This window comes from Actinomadura roseirufa, from assembly GCF_900659635.1.
GTDB lineage: Bacteria > Actinomycetota > Actinomycetes > Streptosporangiales > Streptosporangiaceae > Spirillospora > Spirillospora roseirufa.
In genome coordinates this window covers 1-17,561 of record NZ_CAACVB010000103.1, presented here as the reverse complement: position 1 = coordinate 17,561, position 17,561 = coordinate 1, and the positions used below count along the sequence as shown (strand labels likewise).

Here is a 17,561-nt window from a genome sequence, read left to right as displayed (position 1 = left end):
GGTCAGTCGGTGGTTGGGGGCGGTAGGGCCACCTGGATTTGGGTGGTGGCTCCTGTGGCGACGAACAGGCCGCGGCCGGTGGGGCCGGTGAGAGGGGCGTTACGGGGCAGGCGGAGGCCGAAGAGGTCGCCGTCGTCGGGGGACTCGATGGACAGCAGGACGCCCGAGCGGGACCGGCGGGTGTCGGCGAGGAAGCCGCGGTAGCCGCGGCCGAGGTCGGTGGTCGTGCCGCCGATGACGACGGCGTGCTCGCCGTCGCGGGCGGTGCGCAGGAGGCCGCGGAGGGCGTCGTCGAGGTCGGTCTCGTCGATGAGCTCGGCGTCGTCCACCACGACGACGTAGCGGTGCTCGTCGCCGATCACGTGTTCCAGGTCGTCCGCGGTGGACTCGGCCGTCAGCACGCCGAGGACGCCGGGACGGCCCGACAGCAGCCGCAGCGGTGAGCGGCGCGGGGTGATGAGGACGACCGGGACGAGGCCGCCGGCGACGGCGGGGTCCAGGAGCGAGTGCACGATCGTGCGCAGGGTGGTGGAGCGGCCCGAGCGGGGCGGGCCCGCGACGGCGAAGCCGGGGCCGTCGTCGAGGAGGTCGACGCCGACGGGGGCGAGGGTGTCGCCGCCGACGCCGACCAGGGCCCACAGCGCGGAGGGGGCGAGGAACTCGGGGTCCAGGGCCATCGCCTCGCGGTAGGTGACGCGGACGGGCAGTTCGTCCACGTGCAGGGGGCGGCGGCGGAGAGGGAGGCGGCCGTAGCGGGCCACGGCGGCGCGGGCGATCTCCTGGAGGGCGGCGACCTGGGACGTGCCGGACGGGTCGTCGCCGAGCAGGCCGATCTGCGACTCGCGCAGCGGCAGGCCGGGGCCGGCGGCCTCCAGGGCGCGGCCCGGCGGCATGGCGGCGGGGACCTGCCGCTCCTGGAGGCCGGCGTACCCGTAGTCGTTGGGGTCGGCCATGCGCAGGACGAGGCGGCGGTCGAAGACGGTGGAGACCTGGCCGCCGAGGCCGGAGCGGTCGCCGGTGAAGACGGCGCGCAGGCCGACCGCGGAGCCCTCGCGGAGCAGGCGCAGGACCTGGTCGACGAGGCGTCCGTAGTCGTAGTGCTCGAACGCGCCGAGGAAGCCCTCCCAGCGGTCCAGGAGCAGCACCATCCAGGGGAGGCGGTCGGTGGCGGCGACGGCGGCGCGCTGCTCGGCGAGGGAGGCGAAGCCGGCCTCGGCGAACAGCTGCTGGCGGCGGGCGACCTCGGCCGACAGCGCGGTGAGCAGCCGCTCGCAGCGGTCGAGCTGGTCGCGGGTGACGACGGCGCCGCAGTGCGGCAGGGAGACCAGCGGGAGCAGGGCGTTCGCGCCGCAGTCGACGGCGTACAGGTGCGCGTCGTAGGGGGAGCAGGCGCCGGCGAGGGCCCCGGCGATGGTGCGCAGCGCGGTGGAGCGGCCGGACTGGGCGGACCCGGCGAGGTAGAGGTGGCCGCCCGCGGCGAGGTCGAGGGCGAGGGGCTCGCGGGACTGGACGGCGGGCAGGTCGGTGATCCCGAAGGCGATCGGCGGGATGTCCACGACGGAGCCGCCGGCGGCGACGCGGGGGGTGAGCCGGACCCGCTCGGGCAGCGGATGGAGCCACGGCGAGGGCTGCCGGGCGACGCCGGCGCGGCGGGCGGCCTCGTCGATCGCCTGGACGAGCACGGCGAGGTCGGTCGCCAGGGCCTCGGCGCCGGTCTCCCGGGGCGCGGGCAGGGGGCGGCCGAGGCCCGACCAGGGCAGCGGCAGGACGGTCGTGCGGCGTTCGGCGGCACCGGCGCGGCGGCCGCCGATCCGGGCGGACTGGACGGCGTGCGCGGACGCGGCGCCGGAGCGGACGTAGCAGCGGCCGGGGGTGGACTTGGCGATGTGGGCGGCCTCCGGGCCGTCGATGACGTCGGCCGAGTCGTCGGGGTCGGTGACGCGCAGCGCGATCCGCAGGTTGGTGTTGGCGCGGATGTCGGCGGTGACGACGCCGGCGGGGCGCTGGGTGGCGAGGATCAGGTGGACGCCGAGGGATCGGCCGCGGCGGCCGATGTCGACCAGTCCGGTGACGAAGTCGGGCAGTTCGGTGACCATGGCGGCGAACTCGTCGATGACGAGGACGAGCCGCGCCATCGGGGGCAGGCCCGGGTAGTCGGGGCGCAGGTCGTTGTAGTCGTCGATGTCCTTGGCGCCCGCTTCGAGGAGGATCTCCTCGCGGCGGCGCAGTTCGGCCGCGAGGGACTCCAGCGCGCGTTCCGTCGCGTGCCCGTCCAGGTCGGTGACCATCCCGACGGTGTGGGGGAGGCGGGCGCAGTCCTTGAACGCGGCGCCGCCCTTGTAGTCGATGAGGACGAACGTCATCTCGTCGGGGCGGTTGGCGACGGCGAGGGACGCGATGAGGGTCTGCAGCAGTTCGGACTTGCCCGCGCCGGTCGTTCCGGCGATGAGCCCGTGGGGGCCGTCCGCGGCGAGGTCGATCTCGTACACCTGCTGGGGGTGGCCCGGGCGGCTTCCGGCGCCGAGGCCGATGGGGACGCGGGTGGTGCGGCCGTCCGTGCGCGTCCAGGACTGGAGGATGTGCTCGGCGGTGGGCTCGGGCATGCCGAGGACGTCCAGGAGGCGCACGTCGGACGGGATCGCCTCGGCGGCGTCCTCGCGGGAGACGTCGCGGACGGGGGCCAGCGCGCGCGCCACGCGGTCCGTCCAGGACGGGGAGACCTGGTCGGCGAGGACGGGGCCCAGGGCGTCGAGGCCCTGGCCGCGCAGGTGGAGGAAGGCAGGGTGCTGCGGGTCCCAGGCGGCGACGGCGCTGCACTCCTCGGGCAGGAGCCGTTCCTCGTCGTCCACGCAGATGGCGTAGAGGCCGTACTCGGCGCCGCGGGACAGCAGCATGGGCATGCCCGGGACGCGGCGGAGGGCACGGGCCCCGTCCAGCACGATGAGGATGTTGTAGGGGGCGGCCTCGGCGGGCCTTGACCGGCCGAAGAACTCCGACTCCGACTGCGCGGCGCGGCGCCGCTCGGTCACCCGGATCGCCAGCTCGGTGACGCGGTGCGCGACGGATTCGGGGTCGGTGCCGACGAGCGCCAGGCAGTCCTCGCCCTCGCGCGGCGCGCAGTGCGGCAGCCAGCGCACCCAGTTCCACTCCTCGCCCGCGTCGCGGTCGGCGGACAGCACGACGACGGCGAGGTCGCGGGGGCTGTGCAGCGCGGCGGCCTGGGCGACCAGCCAGCGGGCCAGCGCGCGGGACGCCGGGCGCGGGCCGGTGAGGCCGAGCACGCCCAGGTCGCCGAGCGGCAGCGCCACCGGCACCTGCCGCGCGGCGGGCACGGTGAGGCCGGCGCTCTCGCCGGTCAGCTCGATGCGGGCGGGCAGGTCGGCGAGGCCGAGCCGCAGGTGGAGCGCGTCGGGGTCGTCGCGGCGGCGCTCCCACAGGCGCCGCCGCGGGCCGGTCGCGGTGAGCAGCACCTCGGCGGGGTCGGGGTGGAGCGCGCGGCGCTCGGCCTGGTCCTCGTGCCGCAGCCGGTCCAGTTCGCCGTCGAACTCGCCGGAGCGGCGGTTGTACTCCTTCAGCGCCTTCTTGTAGGACTTGCGGCCGTGCATCCGGTCGCCGACCCATTCGCCGACCGTCATGACCGGCCAGGCCAGCGCGAACAGCGCCCACCACCACTGGCCCATCGCGAACGCCATGATCAGGCCGAACGCCGAGAACAGGATCGCGCCGAACAGCCGGAGCCGTTCCCGCGGGTTGCGTTCGGGGCGCTTGGGGACCTCCAGGGTCCGGACGCGGTCGCCGGGCGTGAGCCGCGGCGGCCGGTTGAAGGCGAGGCCGCCCTCGGGCAGCGGCTCCAGGTGGGTGTCGGGGGCGGCGCTCGGCGCGAGGGTGAGGACGCTGGCGCCGACGGTCAGCAGGGCCCCGCCGATCCAGGGCGTCTTCTCCGTCAGCGGTTCCCCGTCGAGGGTCGCCGCGGCCCGCATCGTCATCGCCGACGCCTCGACCTGGACGCCGTCGACCGCGATCGTGATCCGCAGCGACCGGGCCGGGACCGACGGGTCGTCGAGCCGGACGTCCACGTCCGGGCCGGAGCCGACCGTGCCGACGCCGAGGCCGAGCCGGTGCACCGATCCCGCGGCGGGGCCGCCGACGACGCGGACCTCGACCAGGCCGGTCGGCTCGGCGAGCACGGTGGCGGCGGCGCCGCGCTGCTCGACCGCGACGACGGCGCCGTCCCGCAGTTCCTTCACCGCGAGGGCCTGCGGGTCGAGCATCCGCCCGTCCACCCACAGGGGCCTGCGGCGGGACGGCGGCGCGGCGGCGCCGAGCGCCTCCTTGGAGAAGCGCGGGCCGGGGACGGACGGCGCGGCGGCGAGCGGCGCGCGCCCGTCCAGGACGGCGGTGAGCGACTGGGCGACGCCGTCCACGGTGGCCCCGGAGTCGACGTCGACGACCACGTCCCGGGGCCCGCCGCCGGTCAGCGCCGTGAACGAGATCCGCATCCGAGCCCTCCATGGTGCGCCGCGTGGCGGTCGGCCCCGCCGCCCGGGCCAGCTTAGTTATTCGGGCGGCCTCGGCCAGGGGAGACGGGGAGGGCGGGCGGCGTGTCACGACGCGGCGAGGATCGCCTTCAGGGCGTCGTCGAGCGGCGTGGGGGCCAGGCCGAACGTCGTTTCGAACGCGCTGGAGTCGAGAACGTACGGACGGTCGAACTGGTAGCGGGTCTCACGCAGTTCCCGCAACATCGGGGAGAACGCGCCGAGCGCGCTGAAGAGCGGCTGCGGCATCCGGCGCAGCCGGGGCGCGGGCGCGCCGGCGAGCTCGCACAGCCGCTCGGCGACGGCGGTCGCGGAGATCGCGGGGTCGGTGGGGACGTGCCAGGGGCGGCCCCAGGAGCGCTCGTCGGTGCCGGCGATGGCGAGGGCCTCGGCGACGTCGGGCAGGTACGTCCAGGCGTGCGGGACCGACGGGTCGCTGAGGAACGTCACGGGCCTGCCCGCCAGCAGCGGCTCCACGAAGCGGACCTGGCCGAGGTACGCCTGGTCGGTGCTGCGGGGGCCGTAGTAGTCGGACGCGCGCAGTTCGGTGGCCCGGACCCGGCCCGCGCGGTGCGCGGCGAGCGCGTCCTCCCACATCCGCGCCCGGACGCGGCCCTTGGTGCCGGTCGCGGCGAGCGGAAGGTCCTCGCTCATGGGCCCGTCCACCGGTCCGTAGCCGTAGAGGCAGCCGAGCGTCACGAGGCCCGCGCCGGTCCGCGCGGCGGTGCCGAGGAAGGAGGACGCCATCGGCGGCCAGTCCAGCGCCCAGCGGTGGTAGCGCGGGTTCACGCAGTTGTAGAGGGTGTCGGCGCCCGAGGTGATCGTGACCAGGCGGTCCTGGTCGGCGACGTCGGCGGCGACCCGCTCGACCCCGTCCGGGCCCGAGCCGGACCGGGTCACCATGACGACGTCGTGGCCGCGCCCCATCAGGCGCTCGGCGAGGTGGACGCCGACCTGGCCGGCCCCGACGATCACGTGCTTGCCCATGGTGGTCTCCCTGTGAAGTGGGTCAGTGCTCTGTAACGAGAGCAATGCTCTCTCTTAAGTGCGGTGTTCGTCAAGAGCAGTGCTCTCGTTTGTGTCGGGCGCTCTGTTACAGTCCCTCCATGAGCGCGGGCAGGACGGCACGGGAGCGGGTACGGGCGGAGCTGACCAGGGAGATCACCGAGATCGCCCGGCGGCGGCTGGCGACCGAGGGCGCGGCGGGCCTGTCGCTGCGCGCGGTCGCCCGCGAGATGGGCATGGTCTCCTCGGCGATCTATCGGTACTTCCCGAGCCGGGACGACCTGCTCACCGCGCTGATCATCGACGGGTACAACGCGGTGGGCGAGGCCGTGGAGCGCGCCGACGCCCGCGCCGCCGAGGACGGATCCGCCGGCGCCGGGGTGTTCGGGCGGCGCTGGCTGGCCGTCTGCGGGGCGGTCCGCGGCTGGGCGCTGGCCCATCCGCACGAGTACGCGCTGCTCTACGGCTCACCGGTGCCCGGGTACGAGGCGCCGAGAGACACCGTCCCCGCCGCCATCAGGGACACGCTCGTCTTCGCCCGGATCGTCGCCGAGGCGCACGCGGCGGACGCGCTGAACCCGCTCGGGCCGCCCCCCGGGCCGTCCGAGGCCCTCGCCGCGGATCTCGCGCGGGTGCGCGAGGCGGTGCGGCTCGACGTGCCGGACGACGTGGCGGCGCGCGCGCTGACCGCGTGGGCCGCCCTGTACGGGACGGTCAGCTTCGAATTGTTCGGCCAATTCAACGGCGTGATCGAGGCGCGCGACGCCTACTTCGACCACTCCATGAGGCTCCTCGGGCGGTTCATAGGGCTGGAATCCTGATGTTCCGCGGCCTTTCCAGTGCCGGTCATGTTCGTCTGGAATGTGGTCAGTTACACATGTGACTGGTGGTAAGTGGCGAAGTGACAAAGGAATCCCAGGTCAGCGCGGTTCTGGCCGCCGGGTGACGGCTTCACCTCGCCGAATCCATTGACGTGGCGTCGTCGACCCCGCGAGCATGGATCGCTCGATGGTGCGGGGACCTCACGGCCCGAGGTCCCCGAGGTGGGAAGGAGCGCGTGGCGGCTCGATGAAGGCCAACCAGTCGACCGTCGCCGGTGGCGGCGCCGCCGGCGCTTCCGGCGGCTCCCCGGGGCTCGGCCGGTCGGGGCTCGGAACCTCCGGCGGCCAGCGGCTCCCCTCGTCCCCGCGCGAGCGGCGGCCCGCGCTCGCCGCGCTCGCGGTGCTGCTGATCCTCGGCGGCGCGCTCGCCAGCGCCTACCTCGTGATGGCCAGCGGCCAGCGGGTGTCGGCGATCCGGATCGCCCAGCCGGTCGCGGCCGGCCAGCGGATCCCGCCGGGCGCGCTGGAGGAGGTCCAGGTCGGTGACACCGGCATCCAGTACATCAACTGGTCGGAGCGCCGCAACGTCGGCCGGTACTTCGCGGCCGTCCCGCTGGTCAAGGGCGCGCTGCTGACCAACTCCATGATCAGCCCGGCCGACACCGAGGCCAAGGGCCGCATCGTCGTCGGCCTCGCGCTCAAGCCGGGTCAGCTGCCCGCGCGCGGCGTCGAGAACGGCAAGCGGGTGACCCTGTACGCGGTCGGCGGCGGCGCCTCCGGCGGCCCCCGCGCCGGGACCCTGCTGTCCGCCGACGCCATCGTGATCAACGTGGGCCGGGGCGGCGGCGACCGGCTGCGCTCGGACCAGACCACGGTGGACGTGGGCGTCCCGCCGGCCGACGTCGCGCTGCTCGCCCAGGCGGCCTCCGCCGGGACGGTCGCGCTCGCCCTCGTCCCGGACGGCACCAAGATCGAACCGCGGGCCGCGACCGGTAACGGGGGCGGGGCCGTGGCGCCGGTGAAACCGGAGAAACCGGAGAAACCGGAGAAACAGCAGAGTTCGCCCCCGCCGGGCGGCACCGGGGGCACGCCGAACACGGGCAACGGCGGAACCCCGGGCAACGGCGGCACACCGGGCACCGGCACGGGCGGGAACTGACGGTGGCACTCATCGCGCTCGCGGCCGACAAGGGGGCACCGGGCGTCACCACCGCCGCGGTGGCCCTCGGGGCCGTGTGGCCGCGCCCCGTGCTGGTCGCCGAGTGCGACCAGGCGGGCGGCGATCTCGTGTACCGGCTGCCCGCCGCGCCGCCCGCCGCGGGCGAGTCCGCGCAGGGCCGCGCCGGCGGCATGCTCAACCCGTCCCGCGGGCTGCTCAGCCTCGCCGCGACGGCGCGCCGCGGGCTACGGCCCGAGCAGGTCGCCGAGCACTGCCAGCGGCTGGTCGGCGGCCTCGACGTGCTGGTCGGGCTCACCAACGCCGAGCAGGCGCAGGCGATGACCTGGCTGTGGGGGCCGCTCGGCCGGGCGTTCGCCGGGCTCTCCCCGGTGGACGTGATCGCCGACTGCGGGCGGCTCGGCGCGGGCACCCCGCTGCTGGAGCTGCTGCGCGAGGCCGATCTCGTCGTGCTGCTGACCCGGGCCACCCTGGAGCAGGTCGCGCACCTGCGCGAGCGCGTCGCGGCGCTCACCGGGGAGCTGCGCGGCGGGCCGCCGGTCGGCGTGCTGGTGCTCGCCGACCCCCGCGACTTCCGCGGCTCGATCGCCGAGGTCGACCGCATCATCGCCGGGGCACAGGGCCGGGTCCGGTCGGCGGACGCGGGCCCCGAGCCCGCGGGCCCGCCCGCACCGCCGGTGTCGGTGCTCGGCGGGCTGGCCCTCGACCCGAAGGGCGCGGAGCTGCTGTCGGGCCAGTGGGGCGGCCGCCTGGACCGTTCGTTGCTCGTCCGGTCCGCGCGGGAGGCCGCCTCCGTCCTGGTCGGGCGGCTCGGGAACGCCGCGCCCGCGGCGGTGGGCGGCCCGATCACACGCGGCCCCTACGGGACGGACCCGCGGAAGGCCCCCGCCACCGGGCCGAGCACCGGACCGAGCACCGGGCCGGCGGACTCCGGGCCGCACCCGGCCGGCACCTCCGCCGAGCACGCCGCGGCGGCCGGCCGGCGCGAGCGGGGGGAGCGCTAGATGGACCACGGCCTCGTCAAGCGGCTCCGCCAGGAGGTCGGCGACCGGCTGGCGCAGCAGCGCCGCCTGGACGCCGCGCACGGACTGCCGCCGATGACCGGCGAGGACGAGCGGCAGTTCGCCCGCGCCCTCATCGGGCAGGTGCTGGAGGAGTTCGCGCGCGGCGAGATCAACTCCGGGCGGCGCCCCCCGAACGCCGAAGAGGAGGAGGCGCTCGCGGCCGGCGTGCACGCGGCGCTGTTCGGCGTCGGCAGGCTCCAGCCGCTGCTGGAGGACCCCGAGATCGAGAACATCGACGTCAACGGCTGCGACCGCGTGTTCATCGGCTACGCCGACGGGCGCGAGGTGATGGGCGAGCCCGTCGCCGAGAGCGACGAGGAGCTGGTCGAGCTCATCCAGATCCTCGCCGCCTACAGCGGGCTGTCCTCGCGCCCGTTCGACACCGCCAACCCGCAGCTCGACCTGCGGCTGCCCGACGGGTCGCGGCTGTCGGCCGTGATGGACGTGACGGTGCGCCCGGCGCTGTCGATCCGGCGGGCCCGGCTCGGCAAGGTGTTCCTGGCCGACCTCGTCGGCAACGGCACGTTCAGCGAGGAGCTCGCCGGGTTCTTCCGCGCGGCCGTGCAGGCCCGCAAGAACATCATGATCGCCGGGGCGACGAACGCGGGCAAGACGACCCTGCTGCGCGCCGTCGCCAACGAGATCGCGGCGCACGAGCGGCTCATCACCGTCGAGCGGGCGCTGGAGCTCGGCCTGGACGCCTTCCCCGAGCTGCACCCGAACTGCGTGGCCTTCGAGCAGCGGCTGCCGAACTCCGAAGGGCAGGGCGCCATCTCGATGGCCGAGCTGGTGCGCCGGTCCCTGCGGATGAACCCGTCCCGGGTGATCGTGGGCGAGGTGCTCGGCGACGAGATCGTCACGATGCTGAACGCGATGACGCAGGGCAACGACGGCTCGCTGTCGACGATCCACGCGAACTCCTCGATGGAGGTGTTCAACCGCATCGCGACGTACGCGATCCAGTCGGAGGAGCGGCTGCCCGTCGAGGCGACGCACATGCTGATCGCGGGCGCGATCGACTTCGTGGTGTTCATCCAGAAGCGCAACGACTACGTCTCCGGCGGCCGGCTGCGCCGGTACGTCGCGAGCGTCCGCGAGGTCACCGGCGTGGACGGCCGGGTGCTGTCCTCGGAGGTGTTCGCGCTCGGCCCCGGCGGCGTCGCCCTGCCGAGCGCCCCGATCGCCTGCGCCGACGAGCTCGCCGAGCACGGCTACGACCCGTCCGCCGGAGGTGCCTGGTGACCGCCCCCCGGGGAAGCGGAGGCCGGTGATGTACACGCCGGACCTGCTGCTCGCCGTCATCGCGGGCGCCGTGACCGGCGGCGGGGTGCTGCTGCTGGCCGCCGCGCTGCGCGGGCTGCCGCCGCGGACCCGGCCGGCCCGCGGCCGCAGCCGCGAGGACCTGGTGCGCACCCTCACCACCCGCACCGCCGTCGCGGTCATCGTCGGCGTGGTGGTGCTGGTGGTGACCCGGTGGACGATCGCCGCCGCCGGGACGGGCGCGCTCGTGCTCGGCTGGAACGGCCTGGCGGGCGGCGCCGCCGAGGAGCGCCGCGGCATGGCCCGGCTGGAGGCCCTCGCCGCCTGGACCGAGTCGCTGCGCGACACCATCGCCGGCGCCGTCGGCCTGGAGCAGGCCATCCCCGCCTCGCAGCGCGCCGCGGCGCCGGCGCTGCAGCAGCCGCTGCGCGCCCTGGTCGACCGGCTGCACACCCGCGTCCCGATGCCCGAGGCGCTGCGCCGGTTCGCCGACGACATCGACGACCCGTCCGCCGACCTGGTGATCGCGGCGCTGATCCTCAACGCCAAGCTGCGCGGGCCGGGCCTGCGCGAGATGCTCGGCGCGCTGGCCGACTCGGCGCGCGCCGAGCTGGACATGCGGCGCCGCGTCGAGGCCGACCGGCGCTCCACGCGGCGCAGCGTCCGCATCGTCGTGGGCGTGTCCGTCGGGACGGCGCTGGGCCTCGCCGTGTTCAACCACTCCTACGTCGAGCCCTACGACGACTTCCTCGGCCAGCTCGTCCTGTGCATCGTCGTCGCCCTGTACGCGGCGGCGTTCCTGTGGCTGCGGCGGCTGGCGAAGTACGAGCTGCCGGGACGCTTCCTCGGCGCGCCCCGCAAGGCGCAGCCCGGCGTCCCCGGCGAGGTGCCGAGCACGGTCGCGGGCTGGCAGGGCGGCGCGTCCCGGTCCGGGACCGGCGCGCAGGAGCCGCCGCTGCGCGGCCGGCACGCCATGGACGCGGGCGGGGGCGGTACGTCGTGACCGGCGCGATGCTCGCCGGCGCCGTCATCGGCGCCGGGCTCTACCTGCTCGTCCGGGCGCTGTTCCCCGCGCGTCCCGGGCTCGCCGCGCGGATGGCGGCCTTCGACGCCGCCCGCCGCCGCGACCTGGAGGAGGCCCAGGCCGGGCGCTCGTCGCCGACGCTGGAGCGGGTCGGCGGGACGCGCGCGAAGGTCGGCCGTGAGCTGGTGAAACTGTGCGAGGCGCGCGGGTGGAGGCTGCGCTCGACGCGCGCCGACCTCGCCCTCACCGAACGGTCCCTGGAGGCGTTCCTGGCCACCAAGGTCCTGCTGCCCGCGGGCGCGGTGCTGTTCATCCCGCTGGTGGTCGCCTGGTTCACGCTGCTCGGCCTCGGCTCGTCGGTGCAGGTCCCGGCGTGGATCTGCCTGCTGTTCGCGGCGCTGTTCTTCTTCTTTCCCGACATGCAGCTCCGGCAGGAGGCGCAGGCCCGCCGGCAGGACTTCCGGCACGTCGTCGGCGCCTTCCTCGACCTGGTCTCGATGAACCTCGCCGGCGGGCGCGGCGTCCCGGAGGCGCTGATGACCGCCTCCAACGTCGGCGAGGGCTGGGCCATGCACCGCATCCGGGACGCGCTGGCCAACGCCCGCATCACCGGCCAGACGCCCTGGCAGGCGCTCGGCCGGCTCGGCGACGAGCTCGACATCGCCGAACTGCGCGACCTGGCCGGGGCGCTCGCGCTCGTCGCCGACGACGGCGCCCAGATCCGCCGCTCGCTCGCCGCCCGCGCCGCCTCCATGCGCAGCCGCGAGCTGTCGGACCTGGAGGGCAAGGCCGGTGAGCGCTCCCAGTCGATGCTGGTCGCCCAGCTGTTCCTGTGCGCCGGATTCCTGATCTTCCTCGCCTATCCGGCGCTGATGCGGGTGCTCGCCTCATGACGCCCGCGGCCGACGTCTCGCCAGAACCGCAGCCCGCCGTTCCCCCTGGAGGTGTCCCGATGAGTCCGCTCAATCCGCTGAACGACCCGTCCGTCGTCTACCTGCGCGCCCTGCTCGGCACCCGGCTCGCGCGGCTGCGCTCGCAGGAGCGCGACCACGGCGCGTCGGCGATCGAATGGGCGATCATCACCGCGATCCTCGCGCTGATCGCGATCACCATCGGCGCGGTGATCCAGAAGAAGATCACCGACAAGGCCGACAGCATCAAGACGGGCTGAGGCGATGCGGCCGCACGCCCCCGCGCGGGCGGCGCCACGGCGGCGGGTCCGGTCCGACGCCGGGGCGTCGTCGATGGAGTGGGCGCTGCTCACGCCGATCCTCATCCTCGTCATGCTCGCCGTCGTGCAGTTCGCGATGGTCTACCACGCGCGGCACGTCGCGCTCGCCGCGGCGCAGTCCGGCGCGCGCGTCGCGCGCACGCAGCCCGTCGGCGGCGGCTGGCACGACGAGGCCGTGGCCCGCGCCGAGGGCGACGTCCGCAAGATCGGCCCCAACCTGCTCGGCGGCCTGCGGGTCGAGGCGGGCGAGGCCGCGGACGAGCGCTGGGTCGAGGTGAGCGGCGAGGCGGTGCGGGTCATCCCGTTCATGACCTTCCACGTCTCGCAGCGCTCGCGCGGACCCATCGAGTGCTTCCGCCCCGACGTCGGCGACGGCGTCGCCTGCCAGGGGGCCGCCCGGTGAGGCTCCGCCGCGCGGCCCGCGACCGCGGCTCGATGTCGCTGGAGATGGTCCTGGTCACCCCGCTGTTCGTCGGCTTCCTGCTGTTCCTCGCCGGGGCCGGCCGGATGGTGGACGCGCAGAGCCAGGTGGACGGCGCCGCCCGCGACGCGGTGCGCGCCGCGTCCATCGCGCGCAGCGCCCCGTCCGCGCAGTACCTCGCCGACCAGGCCGCCAAGGCGGGCCTCAAGGGGCACGACTGGTGCTCGGGCGGCCCCGTCGTGAAAACCGAGGTCGGCGAGTGGCGCCCCGGCGGCCGCGTCGAGGTGAACATCGTCTGCGACGTCGACCTCGGCGACCTGTCGTTCATCGGGCTCCCCGGCAGCAAGCGGCTGCGGGGCCACGCGGTCGCCCCGATCGACACCTACACCTACCGGGGCACCGAACCCGGCGACGAGGGCGACGGCGAGGGCGATGGGGAGGAGCCGCGATGAGCGCGCCGTCCCGGCGCCGCGCGCCCGTTCCGGCGAGCACCGGGGGCCGCGACCGTGGATCGGTCGCGCTGTACGTGGTGCTGTTCACCCCCGTCGTGTTCATGCTCGCGGGCCTGCTCGTGGACGGCGGCCTCGCCATCCACGCCCGGCAGCGCGCCGCCGACATGGCCGAGCAGGCCGCCCGCGCGGGCGCCAACGAGATCGACACCGACGCGCTGCGCGCGACCGGCGAGCCCGCCGTCCAGCCGGAGCGGGCCCGCGCCGCCGCGTGCGACCTGCTCGCCTCCTACGGCGACCAGGTCGCGAAATCCTCCTGTGACGCGGACGCGCGGGAGGTGGCCGTCACCGTCGAGATCCGGGTCCGGCCGCAGCTCCTCGGCATCATCCCCGGCTTCGGCGACTTCGTCATGACCTCCACCGCGACGGCCCATCCGGTCACGGGGGGCGACGACCGGTGAGAGACATGTCTACGATTGGGGCGACGTCCAGAGACCGGCGATCGGCGGGGGCGCGATGGTGACGCGGAACGGGTCGCGGAGGCCCGTGCGGGTGAGAGGGCGTCGCAGCCCGGCCGACGTGCTCGCCGGCCTCGGCGCGGTCGCCGCGCTGGCGGCGCTGGTCGGGGGCGTGCCCTACGCGCTGATCACGTTCCTGGGGTCGCGGGTCCCCGCGCACCTGCCCGCGGCGTCCGACCTCACCCACCGGATCGGGCCCGGCGCGGTCATCACGATCCTCGTGGTGCTGGTGTGGCTGGCGTGGATCCAGCTCGTCCTCTGCGTGGCCGTCGAGGTGTACGCGGGGATCCGCGGCGTCGGCGTGCCCGCGCGGGTGCCGCTCGCCGGCGGGACGCAGTCGCTCGTCCACCGCCTGGTGGCCACGGCGCTGCTCTTGTTCACCGCCACCAGCGTGATCATGCCCGCGTTCGCGCCCGGGGCCCTGTCGCAGCAGCGGCCCGTCGCGCCCCAGCCGCAGACCCAGTCGCAGGAGTTCCACCGGGTTTCGGACGCGCCGCGGCAGCCCGACGCCGCGCCCGCGGGGGAGACCGCCGAGCACGCCGCGCACCCGGCCCGGGAGGCCCGCACCACCAAGATCTACCGGGTGCGTCCGCCCGAGGGCCGCCACCACGAGAGCCTGTGGGAGATCGCCGAGAAGTGCCTGGGGGAGGGACGCCGCTACAAGGAGATCCACGATCTCAACAAGAACCGCGTCCAGCCCGACGGCAGCAGGCTCGGCATGGCCAGCCTGATCCGGCCCGGCTGGATCCTGGAGATGCCCGCGGACGCCAAGGGCGCGCAGGTCGTGCCCGTCCACGATCTCGACGACTACTTCCGGTACGGGCACGCCCCCAAGCGGGACGCGCCCGAGCCGCGCCCGCGGGCCCCGCACGCCCCGGCTCCGCGCACACCCGACGCGCACAAGCCGGAGGCCCAGAAGCCCGAGGCCCAGAAACCGGAGGCGCAGAAGCCCGAGGCGCAGAAGCCGGTCGCGACGCACCCGCACGCCGACCCGCACAAGGCCGGTCCCGCCCGCGCGAACGAGCCGGAGCCCGCGACCGAGCAGAAGACCCGGCAGAAGGCCGTGCCGAAGCCCGCCCCTGACGCCGGGCGGAAGAGCGGGCAGCGGGCCGAGCCGAGCCCCGAGCACCCGCCCGCGCACGGCGGCGCCGACGGCCCCGCCGGGCGGACCGAGCCGCCGGGCGCCGCCTACGAGCAGCCCTCCACCTCCTTCGACCTGGACTGGCCGCAGGGCCTGGCCGCGGCGTCGCTGCTGGCCGCCGGGCTGCTGGCGGCGCTCGGCCGGCGCCGCCGCACCCAGATGTGGAACCGCGCGTTCGGGCACATGATCGTGCGGCCGGAGGGGGCCGCGGCGCAGACCGAGCGGGCGCTGCGGTTCGGTGCCGACGACGCGGCGGCGCGGCTGCTGGACGCCGGGCTGCGGCACCTGTCGAAGTCCATGGCGGCGGGCGGCCGCGCGCTGCCCACCGTCTACGGCGTGCACCTCGGCCGGGAGAGCCTCGACCTGTGGATCGCGCCCGCCGACCGGAACCCGCCCGCGCCGTGGCAGGCGTTCGACGACGGCCAGGTGTGGCGGCTGCGCGCCGACGCGATGGCCGGGATCGAGGCGTCCGACCTCGGCGACGTCCTCGCCCCCTACCCGGGCCTCGTCTCGATCGGCACGAACGAGAACGGCCGGATCCTCGTCGACCTGGAGGCCGCGCACGGCCTGGTCGCCGTCCGCGGCCCCGAGGACGCCCGCCGCGGCGTGCTCGCCGCGATCGCGCTGGAGCTGGCGACCAACCGCTGGTCCGACCACATGCGGATCACGCTGGTCGGGTTCGGCGCCGAGCTCGGCGAGGGCCTCGCGGAGATCGCCCCCGACCGGATCCGCGCCGTCGCGACCCTCGCGGACGCGCTGCCGGAGCTGGAGGGCCGCGGCGAAGAGGTGCGGCAGGCGCTCGCCGCGTCCGGCGTCGAGTCGGTGCTCACCGGCCGCAGCCGCGGCGTGTTCGGCGAGGCGTGGATGCCGCACTACCTGGTCATGGCGGACGAGCCGTCCGAGCGGGAGGCCGACCGGCTCGTCGCGCTGGCCCGCACCGGTACCCGGATGGCGGCGGGCTACCTCGTCCCCGGCGACGTGCAGGGCGCCACCTGGACCTGGGACGTCGACGCCGCCGGCCGGCTCCACGCCGGCGTGCTCGGCTTCGAGGTCGACGCGCAGCTCGTCGCCGACGAGCACTACCGGGGCGTCTTCGAGCTGTTCCGGACGGCGGACCGGCTGGAGTCGGTGCCGCTGCCCGAGCCCGGCGGCGGCCCCGAACCGCCCGCGACGCAGCAGCCCTCGGCCGACATCCGGATCCTCGGCCCCATCGAGGTGGAGGCGCCCGGCCCGATGGACGAGAGCCGCCGCGCCCTGTGCACCGAGGTCCTGGTCTATCTCGCCGCCCACCCGAACGGCGTCCACCCGACGGTGCTCGGCGGCGCGGTGTGGCCGCGCGGCGTCAGCGCCGGCGTCCGCGACGCGTGCGTGGCGCGGGTGTCGGACTGGCTCGGCCGCGACGCCCGTGGCCGGCCCAACCTGTACTACGACGACCGCGGCCGGATCAGGCTCGGCTCGGAGGTCCGCGTCGACCTCGCGGTGTTCCGCTGGCTGGTGTGGCGCTCGGCCGCCGAGCCCGAGTCCGAGACCGCCTACATGTCCTACGCGCTGGACCTGGTCCGCGGCCCGCTGCTGGCCGACCGGCCGCGCGGCCGGTACGCCTGGCTCGCCTCCCACGACCTTGAGTACGAGGCGGCGGCGCGGGTCGTGGACGTCGCGCACCGGCTCGTGGTCCTGCGGCTGGACGAGGGCGACCCGCGCGGCGCGATCGCCGCCGCGCGGGCGGGGCTGCGGCTCGCCCCCGAGGACGAGGGTCTGTGGCGCGACCTGCTCCGCGCGACCGACGCCACCGGCGACCCCGGCGAGGTCCGCGCCGTCGCCGACGAGCTTCGCGCCCGCGTCGCCCGCGACCCGTTCCACGAACAGCTGCAGCCCGAGACGGAGGCGCTGGTGGAGGAGCTCGTCCCCGAATGGCACCGGGTCGGCTCGCGCTGACTCCGGAGCCCGCCGCGCCGAGGCGGGCGCGGCACGGGCCTCAGCGGTAGAGGCCGGTGCCGCCCAGCGAGAAACGGCCCGGCTGGGGGTGGACGGTCAGTCCCGCCGGGCGCCCGCCCAAGCGCGCGCTGCGCAGCACCCGCCCGGTGCGGGTGGACAGCGCGTAGACGAGCCCGGTGGGGTCGGCGAGCCACAGCGCCGCCCCGCCGGCCGACACGCCGCCCGGCACGGGCGACCCGCCGCCCGGGAGCGGCCAGCGGGCGGTGACCAGCCGGGTCCGGACGTCGACGGTGGCGAGGGTCCCGCCGCCCAGCACGAACAGGCGGCGCGTGTCCCGGCTGACCGACAGGCGCCGCGCGCCGGGCGCCGTCGGCACGAAGCCCACCGGGGCGAGCCGCCGCGCGTCCACCAGCCACACGCCGCCGCGCGCCGCGTCCGCCACGTAGAAGGCGGTGCCGTCCGGGGACAGCCGCAGGTCGCCGGGGCGCGCGCCGGCCGGCAGCCGCGCCGTCCCGGTGACGCGGCGGCGCGCCACGTCCACCCGGACGAGCCCACCGGCGGGGCACGTCGCCACCAGGGACGCGCCGTCCGGGGTGAAGTCGGCGTACCGCGCCGCGCACGGCAGCGGCAGCGACGCGCGCGGCAGCATCGTCCGCGGGTCGCGGACGTCGACGCGGCGCGCCGGCCCGGCCAGGATGAGCGCGTCCCGTCCGTCCGGTGTGAAGTACGGCCCGCCGGCACCGCCGGCCGCGACCGGCGTGCCCTGCCCGCCCCGGCGCGGGCCGATCGGGACGAGTGCGCTCCGCGCGGCGCCCGCCGCCCACAGCAGCCGCAGGTTCCAGGACGGGACGACGCGCGCGACCGGCCCGAGCGGCAGCCGCCGGACGACGCGGAGCGTGCGGGGGTCCACCACGTCGACGCCGCGGTCGCCCGCCACGTACAGCCGCGTGGGCAGGCCGCGCGCGGAGGGCGCGAACATC

The 17,561-nt window shown here is 76.0% G+C and carries 14 protein-coding genes; 11 read left to right on the top strand and 3 right to left on the bottom strand.

The window, feature by feature from the left end:
- Positions 1–2 precede the first annotated feature (2 nt).
- Both E1291_RS21750 and E1291_RS21745 read right to left on the bottom strand, forming a co-directional pair.
- Positions 3–4,499 carry a type VII secretion EssC family protein gene (locus E1291_RS21750; protein ID WP_131739776.1) on the bottom strand — a complete coding sequence of 1,499 codons (4,497 nt, stop codon included), beginning with the start codon at positions 4,497–4,499 and terminating at the stop codon, positions 3–5.
- Positions 4,500–4,604: 105 nt separating this feature from the next.
- Complete coding sequence (locus E1291_RS21745) at positions 4,605–5,522, bottom strand: NAD-dependent epimerase/dehydratase family protein (protein ID WP_131739774.1); 918 nt, start codon at positions 5,520–5,522, stop codon at positions 4,605–4,607.
- Positions 5,523–5,641: 119 nt separating this feature from the next.
- Between E1291_RS21745 and E1291_RS21740 the strand changes: the two genes are divergently transcribed.
- From E1291_RS21740 to E1291_RS21690, 11 genes are all read left to right on the top strand, one after another.
- Positions 5,642–6,361, top strand: coding sequence for a TetR/AcrR family transcriptional regulator (locus E1291_RS21740; RefSeq protein ID WP_131739772.1), 720 nt, complete (start codon positions 5,642–5,644; stop codon positions 6,359–6,361).
- 247 nt (positions 6,362–6,608) lie between these two features.
- Positions 6,609–7,520 (top strand): CpaB family protein, encoded by a 912-nt coding sequence (locus E1291_RS21735; protein WP_131739770.1) that lies wholly within the window; start codon positions 6,609–6,611, stop codon positions 7,518–7,520.
- A gap of 2 nt (positions 7,521–7,522) precedes the next feature.
- On the top strand, positions 7,523–8,542 hold the full coding sequence (locus E1291_RS21730) for a hypothetical protein (RefSeq protein ID WP_242614291.1): 1,020 nt from the start codon (positions 7,523–7,525) through the stop codon (positions 8,540–8,542).
- A complete protein-coding gene (locus E1291_RS21725) occupies positions 8,543–9,844 on the top strand; it encodes a TadA family conjugal transfer-associated ATPase (RefSeq protein WP_131739768.1) in 1,302 nt (433 codons plus the stop codon). It abuts the gene before it with no gap.
- 28 nt (positions 9,845–9,872) lie between these two features.
- A complete protein-coding gene (locus tag E1291_RS21720; protein ID WP_131739766.1) occupies positions 9,873–10,865 on the top strand; it encodes a type II secretion system F family protein in 993 nt (330 codons plus the stop codon).
- Positions 10,862–11,779, top strand: coding sequence for a type II secretion system F family protein (locus tag E1291_RS21715; protein ID WP_131739764.1), 918 nt, complete (start codon positions 10,862–10,864; stop codon positions 11,777–11,779). The genes E1291_RS21720 and E1291_RS21715 overlap by 4 nt, the downstream gene beginning before the upstream one ends.
- Positions 11,780–11,838: 59 nt before the next feature.
- A complete protein-coding gene (locus E1291_RS21710) occupies positions 11,839–12,057 on the top strand; it encodes a hypothetical protein (protein ID WP_131739762.1) in 219 nt (72 codons plus the stop codon).
- A gap of 4 nt (positions 12,058–12,061) precedes the next feature.
- A complete protein-coding gene (locus E1291_RS21705) occupies positions 12,062–12,520 on the top strand; it encodes a TadE family protein (protein ID WP_131739760.1) in 459 nt (152 codons plus the stop codon).
- Complete coding sequence (locus E1291_RS21700) at positions 12,517–12,990, top strand: TadE/TadG family type IV pilus assembly protein (RefSeq protein ID WP_242614290.1); 474 nt, start codon at positions 12,517–12,519, stop codon at positions 12,988–12,990. Before E1291_RS21705 ends, E1291_RS21700 begins: the two co-directional genes overlap by 4 nt.
- On the top strand, positions 12,987–13,448 hold the full coding sequence (locus E1291_RS21695; protein ID WP_131739758.1) for a TadE/TadG family type IV pilus assembly protein: 462 nt from the start codon (positions 12,987–12,989) through the stop codon (positions 13,446–13,448). The genes E1291_RS21700 and E1291_RS21695 overlap by 4 nt, the downstream gene beginning before the upstream one ends.
- A gap of 91 nt (positions 13,449–13,539) precedes the next feature.
- Positions 13,540–16,581 (top strand): hypothetical protein, encoded by a 3,042-nt coding sequence (locus E1291_RS21690; protein WP_242614293.1) that lies wholly within the window; start codon positions 13,540–13,542, stop codon positions 16,579–16,581.
- A gap of 40 nt (positions 16,582–16,621) precedes the next feature.
- On the opposite strand, the gene E1291_RS42150 is transcribed toward E1291_RS21690, so the two are convergent.
- Positions 16,622–17,561, bottom strand: a 940-nt coding sequence (locus tag E1291_RS42150) for a YncE family protein (RefSeq protein WP_165495231.1), incomplete at its 5' end; no start/stop codon positions are given.